We start from the raw sequence: 13,501 nt of genomic DNA on the forward strand, positions 1-13,501 counted from the left end.
TCTATCCTCCAATCCAACCCCATACTGTATTTCTAATCCAATCAAAGTTTACGATAACAATTGCTCCTACAAATGCACCAAACGCAATACGTTTTGCCCACTGAGCAAGCTCCATTCCAAAAAATCGGCAAGCTCCATAAATTAACAGAACAATCCCTAATCCAATATTAGCATAATTTTTGAACTCACCACCTAACCCTGTTTCAACGTCTTTCAACGTTCCTTGTACATCAGCAAACACAGGATGGGCTTGAGAAAAATCTACCCATGCTAAACCTAAAAACATTTGAAGAGAAGCCACTAAACGTTTCACTTGATTATTTACCATATTGAATTCCTCCTTGATTATTTTGTCTTCTTTTAATCTCTTTATCGATAATTTCATCAATACATTCCATGTTTTCATTGAGATAAAGCTCATGTTGTTGGTTCAACCACGTGTCGTAATCAACATTTTTTAGTGTCATAATTTGTTGTACACGTTTTTTTAACATGTTTTGTTCTGATTTTGTTTTCTTTGCCATTTTTATCTCTCCTAATTCGTTTCATGTATTATTTTAGGGGTTATTAATTTGAATGGAACTTCTAAGCGTAACAAGAAATCTCGCTCATGAAAGAAATATTTTGTAGGAACTCGTTTAACATAGTGTTTTTTGACCCCATATTCTTCATAGCGATAGCCATGTACTTGAAATGTCTGATTTAATTCCAGTTGAGGTTTAACAACCACGTAATAATCAAAATCAAAGAGCATTTCTAATCGTGTTTGTATGGATACGACAATTTCACTATCTAATTCCCATAAAGCTATTTTTTCATTTTCAGCTTCTTCTTGAGTAGAAAAACTTTTTATCCACGCTTTTTGAGAAGAGTTCCATTGATACCCTGATCGATAAAGTTTCCCTTTGATTGAATAACTATTTTTTACTACTACATATAGTGGAATTTCAGACTGTTCAATATTCCATGTTGAAAATTCTCCACAATTTTCAACGATATCATTAATACATCCTGTTCCTGCTAATTCGATCAATTCATCTAATGAAAAAAAGCCACTGGATATAGCAGCTTCCATTAATTCTTGATAAATTGGATAAACTCCTTTGGAGTCGTCAAACAGTTCATTATTAATTTCTTCAATGTGACAAGCTAAGCAATATAAACCTGTTAAACATTGTTCAATTGGTTTTCTAGTTAAATTATTGATCTCTATTGTTCGTTCAAAAGAATGATAACGACCATTTCTTGATTTTAATTCCTTTAATAGAACTGAAATCAAAAAATATTTATAAGCTTCAGCATTTTCAAAGATTCGATCAATAATCTCTATAAACGCTGTTTTTATCGCTAATTCTTTTTCGTTCATAAAAAATCCTTTCTGGTGGTGCTCTCACCCAATAGTTCTTCATATTATTCACCGTAACAAAAAAAGCATAAATCCTAAGATCTATGCTTTACTTTGAACAGTCGATTCACTATTCTACTGATTTTTAATTTCATTTGCCTTACAGCAGGCAAATAAATACCTAAAACAGAAAAACTAAAAAAGATATAAGTGATTCTAGCAAGTAGTGAAACCTCAAAAAAATTCACCAGATTCGCTAGAATAAATGATATAGAAAAGAAAAAATAAACCGTTTGACATTTCAAACTTGTCTTAAAAATAAAACGTCTCTCTACAAGTATAGTCAGCAATAGAAAAACTAAAAAGAAAAGAGAAAAACAATTACTTATTCCATTCATTTTCTTCTGCTCCTTTAACAGCCACTCTCATGACTTCTGATTCTACAGTTGGACTTTGAAAGCCTGTAGTAATTTTTAAAGGATATGGTGACCATTTAACTTTATAAATGAAAATAGTCACTTCCTCTGTTATAAGCGTTGATAAATACCTTGATTTGATTGTTCTTTCAGTCAATTCTAATTTATCTAATATCATATTTGAAAGATGTCTTGGAAAATACTTTTCTCTATGTTTCAGTCCATATCGTATATTTGTATCAGATAAATCAACTCCTTCCATTTTCAACCTCTTAACTAATTCTTCATCATGTATTCGATTATATTGTCGATACATAATATATAAACAATACGAAATCAATAATTTACTAATTGATTCTATTAAATCCTCTGTACTTAGTACGAATAAACCAAACAAACCAATCCCATAAAATCGTCCAAAAATCCCTATACAATTTTTTAAAATGATTCTTATTGAATTTCCGAAATACCAAGAAAAAAAGCAATACACTAATAGCATTGCTACAAGTAGGTATAACATTGTCTCCACAATTTCTTGCAATGTAATGCCGTTTACATTTGATAGTTGGAAACTAGTCATCGAAAGTTCTTTCAGTTGTTGCCAACCTAAATAACAGCAATAAAAATAACTAGCTACTAAACTTAGTTTGAGTAAGGCAAGTAGCCATTTTCTCATAACTAAAAATTGATACTGCCACTTCCAGTCCGTATACATTCTCACACCTCTTTTTCAATTAGTGCATTCTTAGCACTTTCAAGTGCTTTTATGGCTTCATTCACTTGTTCTTGTGTAGCATTTTCATTGCTAAACACACTATTAGCAGTTTTTAAAGTTTCTTGTAACTCAGCCCATGATTCCGGTGTATATTTTTCTTCTTGAAGTGCCGAAACCGTATCAATCATTGATTTCAAAGCTGTTTTATCTGCCTTTTTCACTAAGTTTTGTTTTGCTTGGTTTAAATCCTCGATTTGTTTTTGTACTTCTTCTTGCGTGACACCTTCTTTTTTAGCCAATTCTTTTGATTGATTTAGGATAATTTCAAATGACATAAAAGAGTCACTCGTATAGTCTTCAGACTTCAGAGAATCACATTCTTCAATCAAACGGTTTAAATAGACCAAACTTAAATCTGGTTCATCAATTTTCTTCAATGAATCAAATGTACTCTTGAGATTGTTATAGGCTTGGTTCACATCGTCTTGAGTGGCATCTTTATTGTTCAAGACAGCTTCACTCTCACCGATTGCCTCATCTAACGCTTGAAGAGATTCAACAGTATAAATTTGTCGATCAACTTGTTTAGTCTTTTCTAACAATGCCTGTAATTCCGTTTTATCTCCACGCTTCACTAATTGATCCATCGCATGATTTAATTCAGATACTTGGGAATCTATATCTTGTTGTGTCAATTCTGGTTCATTATATACAGCTAATGCTTGCGCATATACTCGATTAAAGTTTTCAACTGAAGCAGTAGTATATAGTTCTAAATTGATCGACTGTGCTTTTTCAATTGCTTCAGCTAATGAAGCTTTATTTCCTTTAGGAACTAATGAATCAATGGCTTGTTGAATACGCATAGTTTGAGCATTTACTTCGCTTTGACTAGAATTTTGAGCATTTAACATTTGTTGTCCAATACTGATTTCTGTTTGTAAAGCTTGATAGCTAGTAGCTAGATAAGCTGAACCATCAATATTTTCAGCATAAAAAAGAACCTGTTGTAATGCTTGATAATCAACTACTTCCTCTGGTGGTACAGGTGTAGGGTTAGGTTCAGGTTGTTGATTATCTGGCTTCACAATTGGTTCTTCTATTGGTTTATTGGATTCAATTTTATCATTTGACTGCTTATCGTTCTCTACTTTATTGATTATTGGCTTTGTATCATCCTTTTTAGAAAGATTGTTTAACCAATTCATACCGGTAGAATTTAATAAGTTTTCTCTTGCTTCTTCTTGTTTTTTAGCTTCCTCTTTCTTGTTAGATAAAACTTGTGAAACATGAGAGATTTCTTGTAATTCTTGACGTGTTAAATTAGGAGAACTACTTTCAGTAGAATAACTGATTCCTGCCCTGTCATATAGATTAGAAACCGATTCTTCAGTGCTATTTTCAGTTTTAGTAGTTTCTTTTCCCTTATTTTTCTTCGTTTCTCTATTTCTAGTTGTTTTCTTTTCTGTTTTCTTTACAATACTAGAACTGGTTGGCTCTTTTTTATCTTGTTCAGCAGAACAACCTTTTAATAAAGCTACTGAACACAAACTAATCATTGCAATGCCTACGACACTACCACCAATGAATTTAGTTCTTTGTTCTTTATTCATTGCACTCTTCCTTTCTAATATATTTATTTACTTCTTCAGTAAATTTGCTTCGATCAATCCCAAAATTTAATGCCCCACTTCTTGACTGAAGAACCCTCAATATAGGAATTTCTTGAACAATCCTTCTCTCATTATTTAAAATACATAATTTCTTAATGTATCGAGCATTTGGCAATTGGTTTTGATAAAATCGTTTTTTTTTGATTATTTTTTCTGGCAAACAATAACAATATTCAGATTCGATTATACCGCTCTTTCCTTTTCTCATTTTTCTTGAAACACGAGATTTGATAATATCTTTCCTATAAACAGTAAAAATTAAGTCCTTTTCTTTTAATACAAGATCCCTCACAGGATATAAATTCGATTCTTGGTTGTCCAAAATAAAAGTTCCTCCTACAAATTAGATAAATCTGTTTTTATTCTCTTCCAAATTGTTGATCTTCTTGTTTTCCTGCAACTAATAGTGCCATGATTCCTATTCCAAACATAGCACCCACAAACAAACCTGTACAAAATAACATATGAATCTCTCCTTCTTTTATTCATAGCATTATAAAAAAAGCCCTATTCATCATAACAAGACGTTTCTGAATCCGACACCTTCATTTTTTTAAATAAAAGTTTTATCTTTTACGGTGAAGGAACAAGATCTATAGAACAATTCTTGTGCCAAAAATTGATATTCTGGCTTAATATTTTTTCTAAATTCATCAAAAAGTTCTGAAATACTTTTATGAGGATCAAAAAAAGAGTTTCCTATATCTTTAAAAAACGGATCAACAACGATTCCTCTATAAATAAAGAAACTAGCTTGATTTACCTCTCTTAAATACTGAATCATCATGTCTTCGTCATAAAAGATAATATGATCTTCAAGATATTCATTATCAAAAAATTTTTGAACAATGTACAATCGCATTTTCTTCTCCTATTCCTTATACTTTGTTGGCATACAATACAAAACTGTCAAAACGAGTGGACCAATATAGGGAACAAAATAGAAAAACATGAATGCCCAATGAAATCCTGCGTCACGTAAACGACGAACACCAAGAGGCAAAGAGGGTACTAACACTGCCAAACAATAGAAAAGTGAAAGAACAGCTATTCCTAATGAAATGTTCACTTCATTCATTCCTACTGCTATTCCAATTAAAATCCCTAAAACCAATCCGATTAACGCATTGACTAACGCCACTAACCAATACTCTTTACGAGTGGATACTCCTTTATAATTAAATGCTTGTTTCCAAAAATTTTTATACGCTTGAATCATTTTTTTGTTCTTCCTTTCTTTGTAAAAAAAACAGCCTCATTTTTTTGATTTAGGCTATTTTTTTACGAATTATTTTTAGTTGATATTCCAGTTTAATACTTGTCCTTATTGATTTTTTTATCATTTATTTTCTTATCACCCTTTTGGTAGTAGTAACAGATACCTACTTACCAATAATAAAAGAATTCCTACAATAAAATAAACAGCAAATATAACCAAAGAAATAACAATTTTAAAAAAATTCATTAGCCATTCTTTAATACCAGTACTAAGTATCAACTCAAAAATAGAGGACTTTATTGTACTGCCGAGACATTGCCACCAGCACGTCAAAACGAAAAAAATATAAAGCAATAATGCTATTCTATTCATAACCTTCTCCAAAATTATTTAGCAAACGAAAACAGCCTTATTCCTTAGAATAAGGCTGTTTCTGGATCAACCAATTGTGATTGATTCAAGCTATGATCTAAACAAAGTTCAAAATGTAAATGGCTACCTGTGCTATTTCCTGTTGAACCAACATAACCAATAATCTGACCTTGTTTTACTTTGTCGCCAACTTTGACTTGATATTCTTGTTGGTGCGCATATAAAGCTGTTGTACCATCTTCATGCTCAATAGCTACATAATTCCCCCAAGAAGGGTGAAACTCTGCTTTAATGACTGTTCCTGCCTTGCTGGCATAGATTGGTTCGCCTTGTGCAGCGGCTAAATCGATTCCTCGATGAAATTCTCCCCCACGAGTACCAAACGGACTAGAAATCGTATAGTTTTTGACTGGTACGATATATCCTTCTTTGCTTAGTTGTGGGCCCGCTACTTCTTTATCATACTTGGTTAAGTCATAAGTTTCGATTAACCCATTTAATTTTTTATCGTAGCTAGTGTCTGTCGCATAACGACCTGTTAGAAACTTCGTTGCTTCTTGATAGGTTTTTGCATTGGTCTTCCAAACGCCATCGTAGAAATGGCTATTTCCTGTTAAGCCCTCTTTTAATAGTTGAGCATAGTCATTTAAGCTATCTTCGTAGTTCTCATACTGTCTGAAAGTAGCTTGGGTAGTGTAGAGTGTTCCGTCCCCTAAATCTTCTTGTGTCGCAAAAGAGACACCTTTTCCATTATGTGTGCCTTTGATTCCAAACAAGTTATAATTTGGCGCTTGAGCTAACTGACTTTGACCACTAGCTGATTCTAAAATCGCCTGGGCAATCATGACTGAAGCATACAAATCATTTTCTTGTCCGATCTTACGAGCAGATTCGCCAATTTTACGAATAAAACTTTCGACAGACTCGTCTTTTTCAAAATGAATGTTTCCTTCATTATCCTGTTTGCTAGAAGGAACTAATTCTTGAATGGGCGCAGTTGGTGCTTGATGGTAAGCTTTTGATTCTTCTTGCACAGTTTGTTGAGTTTGTGCCTTTGTTTCTGCTTTTGGTTGCGCATTTTGTCCAGTGGTTGAAGGCTGTGTCGCAACTGATTGTGAAGAAGTGACTTCCGCAGGTTTTGTTGGCTGTGTCACTTCTTGATTCACTGATTCATTTGGTTTGGTGGTTGGCTGTTCCACAGGCTTCGTTTCTGAAGGCTTAGTCGTATCTTGCGTATTATTTTCTGATTGACTAGAGTCTGTCGTACCAGGAGTAGTTGTTTCTGGTTTAGATTCTGTTGTTTGTGAACTATCTGTCGTAGAGTCTGTCGTTTGATTGGTTGATTCACTTGGTTTTTGCTCGGGTTGTTCAATGGAAGAATCAGTTGTGGTTTCTTCCTTAGTTGTATCTGTACTAGCTGTTGTAGAATTGTCAGTATTCACTGTCACTGATTGCTCTGTCGCTACAGTTGATTGTTCTTCGTCTGCTAATACTTGTAAAGGTGTTGTGACCAACAGTTGAGATAATACAACCGTTGACGTTAATATAGAAAATTTTCTCTTTTTCAACACTTCTAATTCCCTTCTGTCCATTTTTTTATAAGATAAAAAATTTTTTTGAAGATTTTGTAAAAAAAGAATAAAATCTTTCAATAAAAAATTATTCTACTCTGATTTTCCACTGGAAAGTACCGAATAACACCAACAGATAAACTACTGAAGCTGTTATTAGCACATACATATCATTACATTCTTTGACTAACCAAATACAGTACCTTTCAAAAGAAGAATACACTTCTTTTTCTTCTTTCGATACACTAGTTTTGTTATCCTTTTTTACTAATTGATTCGTAGACTCATGCTTTTCTGAAATAGTGTCATAATCCGACACGGTATCCGTCGAATTTGGCACAATTGTATTATCTACTTGTTCTTGATCTTGAACAACAGAATCAAGTCCTAACTTCTCTTTTATCTCATTATCTGCTTCACTTGCAGGATAAGAAGAAATAAACACTCCTTGCACCACCGCTCGTTGAGTCGTATTTAATCCTCCTTCACATCGGATAAAAGTAATGATTGGCATTTCTTCTTCCTTAGGCTCGTCTAAGAGTTCCCCTTCTGATTGACTTACTACTTGATTTTTTGTTACTCGATACTCATAAACATTGGCAAAATCCGTAGCATAAATCAAAGACCCTTCTGAAGTCTGACGAAGATTTTTTAATGCACCGCCACCTCGTACAAGGTTATGAGCCAGTAATACATAGTTGCCTTTTCCTAACCGTTGTTCTGCTCGATATGTTCCAACGCCTACCATTAGATTTTCGTTGCTCATACCAGCCAAAATTTTGGTTTGGATAGATGAACTTGGAATATACACCGCACCAATTCCCCATTGGTTCACAATATCCTCGTAATGCAATTGAGCTTCCGCAAATTCTTCCGCATGAACAGGCTGAATTAACAGTGGATTGAAAGAAGCTTTCGCATTTTTACTCTCTTGCTTTTTTTCTACTTGTTCTTCCTGTTGGATTGGCGAACGCAAAGATTGACTACGATTGTCTGGCTTTTGCAAAAGAAAATAGCCATAAGCAGTCGATCCTACAATAAAAAATCCAAATAATATCCAGATAATCAAAAAAGACTTTCTCCATTTATTCATGAATCATCGCTCTTTTCTCTAAGCGATTGATTTTTAGTAAAGTACTCTGTGAATGTTCTTGTCATATTGATTGCCCACCTTTGTAAACAAATTTTACAAAATAGAAAAAGCTAAACGCCTTTTCAGACGTTTAGCCTAGTTTGAATTACTTATTCGCATGTTGTTTTTTCACATAGATGAAAGCACCTACGGCAATTACCATTACTACAGCAAATACGCCAAATACCCTTGCCCCATTTAACTCGCCTGAAGTTCGTGGAAGAATTGCTTTAGGAGTGCTTGGAGTATTTGGAGTTACTGCTTTAGCAGGAGTTTTCGCAGTTAACGTTTGTTTTTCATTTTTCAAATCAAAGTGTTTTGCATACTCATTTTTGTGTTCTTTGTCAGTATAGGCAATATGAGTCGCAACTAATTTTTCGCCGTCTTTCAATGTGTTTGCTTTGTAATTGTAAACAGCTTTGAACTCATAAACCATTTCTTCTGCTTTGTGTTCTGATTCATCCGTACCTACTACTGTGACCTTCCCATCCTTATCAATTTTGTGGAATTGGGTTACATAGTAGAATGTTTTACCAATGTCTTCTTTAGGTACAGTGGCTTTGACTTCATCGATTAATTCATTATCAATCGTTGGATCGAATATTTTACCACCATCTTTTGTTACAAATAGTGTTTCGATTGTTGGCATACCAGGTGTTACTGCTTCTAATGTTTGTTTTTCATTGCTCAAATCAAAATGACGGGCATATTCATCGGTATGTTCCTTGTCAGAATAAACAATGTGTGTCGCAACTAATTTTTCACCATGTTTCAATGTATTTGCTTTGTAGTCAAATTCCACATCAAAACTAAATTCTTCTTTTTCTACTTTACGTTCAGACTCTACCGTACCTACAACAGTATCTTTTCCATCTTTATCAATCTTATGGAATTGTGTCACATAATAGAATGTTTTATCCACATCTAATTGATCAAATTTATTATCTACCTTATCAATCAATTTTTGATTCACAGTCGGATTAAATGTTTTCTCTCCTTCTGTTGTCACAAATAAAGTAGAAATTTCTGGTTGTTCAGGAACACGAGCATGTTCATCTACTAAGAACAATTTACTTAAATGAATGACATTTGAGCCTTCATTGATTTCTTGTTCTGTTTTTCTTACAACTTTTAAAGGTTCTTTAGAGCCTTTTTCTGTAATAGTAAATGTATACTCACGTTTTTCTTCATTGAATGAAGAACGGATAGTTAATGGTGTAATTAATTCATACCCTTCTGGTGCTTTTACTTCTTCTAAGTCATAGTCACCATATGGTACTCCTTCAAATTTCCAATAACCATCATAACCATTAGCGTCTGTTTCTGTTTTAACAGTGCGTGCTTCCCCTTTTGTTGGTTCAATTGGTGTTAGTTTCAACTCAATACCGTTGTAACCACTTTGAGTTGAACCACTCTGAGATTTTACATATTTAAATCCATCAAGAGTAAACTTGATTACATTCTCTTTAGAAATCGATTCTGTTGCAATCACTTGTGTATCTTGATCTTTATACGTGATTTCAAATTCACGTTTTGTGTTATCAAGTTGATATCCTTCTGGGGCAACAAGCTCTTTCCAGAAATATTTACCTAATGCCAAGTGTTCAACGCTTGCTTGTTGTTCTTTATCAGATAACTCAAATTTGACCTCGTCGCCTTCTAATTTATTTCCTTTAGAAGTAGTTGGTTTGAAATTATCAGACCATTTCACAGGAGTACCGTCTTCATGGAATAATCCATATTGCGCACCATCAAATGTTGCACGCCCTTGTGTTTCTGAACCAGTTTCAGCGTCTTCTTTCGTTAATACTGTTGATCCAGTTACTTCTTGGTTCGTACCTTCAGTATTTTTTATAATAACCGCAGTGGTTTGATTTTCATATTCGATTTTTACCTCTACTGGTTTAAATGTATTCGCAAAACCGTTTGAAGCTGTCTTTTCAACTACCCAGTAAGTTCCTAATTCTAAATCTTTAGCTGTCTCCGCATGACCAGTTTCTTCTGTTGTAATCGTACGAATAACTTCTCCTGTTGGACTATCTTTTCTAACTTCAAAGACATTCCCTGCTAAAGAATAGTTACCATTCCACATATCTTTGCCAGACTCGACACCTGATTTTTCGACAATGATTTGTCCTTTTGCCTTTTTATTACGTTGTGTCAGAGTAATTGTCTGTCCTGCGACAATATCGCCTTCTACGACGTCAGAATCGCCAATCGCAGATCCTAATACATAAGGAGCTGGAACGAAAGTTTCTGTTGCTTTAACATGTACACCATTCAATGCCTTGATTTTTGGTGATAAGCCATTTTGATCTGTCACCACTTCTGTTGGTGTAGGAATAGCGGGGCCTGAAACACCGTTTGGAAGATTACTGTATTCTAATTTGAAACGTGTTCCTGGTACTGTTTTTCCTGTTTCCTTATCAACTTTTTTAATTTGAAATTCTCCAAATGTGTTGATTTTAAATTTAACTGAATATGAAGCTGGATCATCTGTAGAAGGAATGAAAACACGTTGTGATCCTTGTTTTTCTAACGCAATTGGCGTTCCTTCCATAAACGATCTTTTATAGGCAATCATACCACTTTGAACATTTAGATCTGTAGGTGTAACTGTCACTGATTTGCCGTCTGGAGAAATAGACCAATTTACCTTCGCACTATTAACAACTTGCGTTTCAAATGAGTTTAAATTGACTGAAGAAGTTAAGGTTTTAGACTCTCCATAAGTCAGTTCAATTGTTTTTCCATTAAATTCTGGACGTTTATTATACTCTGAAATCTTTTGATATAGTAAAGCTTTACGTTGAGAATAGTTTGGAATACGAGGAATATTATCTACATGTATTCCATATGGTAACAATTCCCAAATAACTGATTGAGTCACAATACGGTCATTTTCATTTGTATCTCCGCAAATACCTAAATCTGGATTATTCCAGATAATTGAAGCAATCTTAGCATCACGTGGAATATCATTTGCGCTAACTGCTTGATAACCAGGATTGTTACTAGAAACAAATGGAACACCTGGTTGAATACAAAATGTCATAATGTCAATGCCACCATCATCTGGTTTTACTGCCATTGGTGCAGTGGCATCGCTCCAAGGTTGCCCATTACGTGTTCCATACATCATATAGACATTACTAGTATCATAATAAACATTTCCTGTTTCCCCTGGTTTCATGGTAAATTCATTTGGCACAGCCGCATGAACATTTCCACTTCCAAAACCAATCCCTACCATACTACATACTAAAAAGAATGCCATCATTATAGGCTTAGATTGAATAAATTTCTTAAACAAAGAACTTATTTTTTTCACTGAGTAATTCCCTCCTAAAAATTTAATAAAAAAAGACACTAAAAAGATTTTTTAGCGTCTTAAAAGCAAAATTAAATTCAATATAAACTCTCTCAAATACGATGAATAATATCCATAGAAAGCGTAATAATTCAGTGTCATTATTCTCGTGACCTCCTAAAAAAATAAAAAAACCCACAAAAAGATTTTTGTGAGTTTTACTTTATTTAGTTGATAATCATTTCACTTCCCAAGAAGTTGTACCGTAAGAACTAGAACCAATGCCTTGCATTAATAAATTATCTGCATAATTATCAATCCATGCTCTTGCTTCTTCTTGTGTGTCGAATATGTGTTGTCCCTCTACAATATTATATTTAGGATCGTCAAAATTACCCCAAACAGTATATTTATATTGTACTGGTTTTTCAGGAGTAGTTGGTTGGCTTGGATCTGTTGTGGAACCTCCTGTATTTCCTCCAGTTGATCCACCTTGATTTCCTTCATTGTTGCCAGGATTTGATGGTGTAGTTTGTCCTCCGCCAGTGTTTCCACCTGTCGAACCATTTTGGTTACCATTATTATCTGGTTGACTTGGTTGTGTTGGTGTTTGAGTTGTGCCACCATTGTTTTCTGGTGTACTTGGCGTTGTTGAACCAGTATTTCCAGTTGTTTGACCGCCAGTTTGTGTATTACCTGTCACCGTGTTGCCAGTTGAAGGTGTTGTTGTATTTTGAGTTGCTGAATTAGTTGTATTATTGCTTGTTGTTCCTTGTGAAGTTGCTGGTTGTCCTACTGGTTTAGTTGAATCTACTTTATCTTGTGGTTGAATCACTGATTGTACAACTGTTTCTCCTTTGTTATTTTGAACAGTTGCTACATTTCCATCAAAAACTAGTTTATTGCCTGCGTAGATTAAGTCTACATTCGCAATTTTGTTCATATCTGCTAATTTTTGTACAGAAATGTTTGTTGCTTGACTGATTCCACTTAGTGTATCTCCCCAAACGATTGTATATTCGTTACCTTTCATATCTGCTTTGATTTGTTCCACTGTACGTGGTGTCCATTCTGCTGCAGCTACTTTCTCGTGAGCAGTTGCCAATGCAACTCCACCAATAGTCGCTCCAATTGCAAGTACTCGTAATATTTTCATTTGTATTCCTTCTTTCTTTTTTATATTCTTTATGACTACAAACTTATGATACTAAACTTATAGTCTTTTGTAAACAGTTTTTTGAAAAAATTTTTTCTTTTGATATAATAAATTTATGATCATAAGAAAAGAGGTATAAATATTGGATAAAGAAACTATAAACTCATTTCAATCTTGGGCTCAAGAAAATCTTGTAACTAGAAGAGGTGCTGCTAAAATTACCGGTCAAAGTTATGCTGGAATTTCTCAAGCAATCAATAGAAAAGTATTAACACCTTTTCTAGAATTTGACGGTGATCCTGCAACATCATTAGTAAGATTATATTTAAAAAGTGATGTCGAAGCTTACGCTAAACAGTTACAAGCTAAAAAGCAGAAACAACAATAAGTCGTTTCTGCTTCTTTATTGAAAAAACAATTTTATTATGGAGAATAACTATTATGAAGAAAAAATCCCTCATAATCTTATCACTCAGTGTCGTACTGATATCTGTACTTATCATTGCTTTTTCTCTGTTTAGAAAAACAGAAACAAGTAGTTCCACAACCACAACAACTTCTAGCAGTGTGATTAGTGATTCTAATTATCCTT

Annotated in this window: 14 protein-coding genes; 1 reads left to right on the top strand and 13 read right to left on the bottom strand. The window is 33.9% G+C overall.

The features are described from left to right. Nucleotide 1: 1 nt before the first annotated feature. From IGL70_RS14040 to IGL70_RS14100, 13 genes are all read right to left on the bottom strand, one after another. A complete protein-coding gene (locus IGL70_RS14040; protein WP_207494788.1) occupies nt 2-328 on the bottom strand; it encodes a hypothetical protein in 327 nt (108 codons plus the stop codon). Further along, nucleotides 318-524: a hypothetical protein gene (locus IGL70_RS14045; RefSeq protein WP_104857890.1), complete on the bottom strand. Its 207-nt coding sequence runs from the start codon at nt 522-524 to the stop codon at nt 318-320. Before IGL70_RS14045 ends, IGL70_RS14040 begins: the two co-directional genes overlap by 11 nt. A gap of 11 nt (nt 525-535) precedes the next feature. Next, a complete protein-coding gene (locus IGL70_RS14050; RefSeq protein WP_086325195.1) occupies nt 536-1,366 on the bottom strand; it encodes a hypothetical protein in 831 nt (276 codons plus the stop codon). Nucleotides 1,367-1,726: 360 nt separating this feature from the next. Next, the gene (locus IGL70_RS14055) at nt 1,727-2,476 is read right to left on the bottom strand and encodes a hypothetical protein (RefSeq protein WP_104889507.1); all 750 of its coding nucleotides are present in this window, start codon (nt 2,474-2,476) and stop codon (nt 1,727-1,729) included. Between the two features lie 2 nt (nt 2,477-2,478). Further along, nucleotides 2,479-4,089 carry an FIVAR domain-containing protein gene (locus IGL70_RS14060; protein ID WP_104889508.1) on the bottom strand — a complete coding sequence of 537 codons (1,611 nt, stop codon included), beginning with the start codon at nt 4,087-4,089 and terminating at the stop codon, nt 2,479-2,481. Continuing rightward, a complete protein-coding gene (locus IGL70_RS14065; protein WP_104889509.1) occupies nt 4,082-4,471 on the bottom strand; it encodes a hypothetical protein in 390 nt (129 codons plus the stop codon). Before IGL70_RS14065 ends, IGL70_RS14060 begins: the two co-directional genes overlap by 8 nt. A gap of 37 nt (nt 4,472-4,508) precedes the next feature. Continuing rightward, on the bottom strand, nt 4,509-4,613 hold the full coding sequence (locus tag IGL70_RS14070) for a DUF3789 domain-containing protein (protein ID WP_104889510.1): 105 nt from the start codon (nt 4,611-4,613) through the stop codon (nt 4,509-4,511). An 89-nt stretch (nt 4,614-4,702) separates the two neighbouring features. Then, a complete protein-coding gene (locus tag IGL70_RS14075) occupies nt 4,703-5,011 on the bottom strand; it encodes a hypothetical protein (RefSeq protein WP_104889511.1) in 309 nt (102 codons plus the stop codon). A gap of 9 nt (nt 5,012-5,020) precedes the next feature. Next, complete coding sequence (locus tag IGL70_RS14080; RefSeq protein WP_104889512.1) at nt 5,021-5,368, bottom strand: DUF805 domain-containing protein; 348 nt, start codon at nt 5,366-5,368, stop codon at nt 5,021-5,023. A 416-nt stretch (nt 5,369-5,784) separates the two neighbouring features. After that, on the bottom strand, nt 5,785-7,308 hold the full coding sequence (locus tag IGL70_RS14085) for a peptidoglycan DD-metalloendopeptidase family protein (protein ID WP_308411812.1): 1,524 nt from the start codon (nt 7,306-7,308) through the stop codon (nt 5,785-5,787). A 91-nt stretch (nt 7,309-7,399) separates the two neighbouring features. Next, on the bottom strand, nt 7,400-8,404 hold the full coding sequence (locus IGL70_RS14090; protein ID WP_104889626.1) for a class A sortase: 1,005 nt from the start codon (nt 8,402-8,404) through the stop codon (nt 7,400-7,402). 145 nt (nt 8,405-8,549) lie between these two features. Further along, a complete protein-coding gene (locus IGL70_RS14095; RefSeq protein ID WP_113844086.1) occupies nt 8,550-11,774 on the bottom strand; it encodes a SpaA isopeptide-forming pilin-related protein in 3,225 nt (1,074 codons plus the stop codon). A 217-nt stretch (nt 11,775-11,991) separates the two neighbouring features. Continuing rightward, nucleotides 11,992-12,909 (bottom strand): LysM peptidoglycan-binding domain-containing protein, encoded by a 918-nt coding sequence (locus IGL70_RS14100; protein WP_113843478.1) that lies wholly within the window; start codon nt 12,907-12,909, stop codon nt 11,992-11,994. A gap of 142 nt (nt 12,910-13,051) precedes the next feature. Between IGL70_RS14100 and IGL70_RS14105 the strand changes: the two genes are divergently transcribed. Then, nucleotides 13,052-13,297 carry a hypothetical protein gene (locus tag IGL70_RS14105; RefSeq protein ID WP_104761947.1) on the top strand — a complete coding sequence of 82 codons (246 nt, stop codon included), beginning with the start codon at nt 13,052-13,054 and terminating at the stop codon, nt 13,295-13,297. The last annotated feature ends 204 nt before the right edge of the window (nt 13,298-13,501 follow it).

The sequence above is a fragment of the Enterococcus sp. DIV0901a genome (genome assembly GCF_051711525.1).
GTDB lineage: Bacteria > Bacillota > Bacilli > Lactobacillales > Enterococcaceae > Enterococcus_B > Enterococcus_B faecium.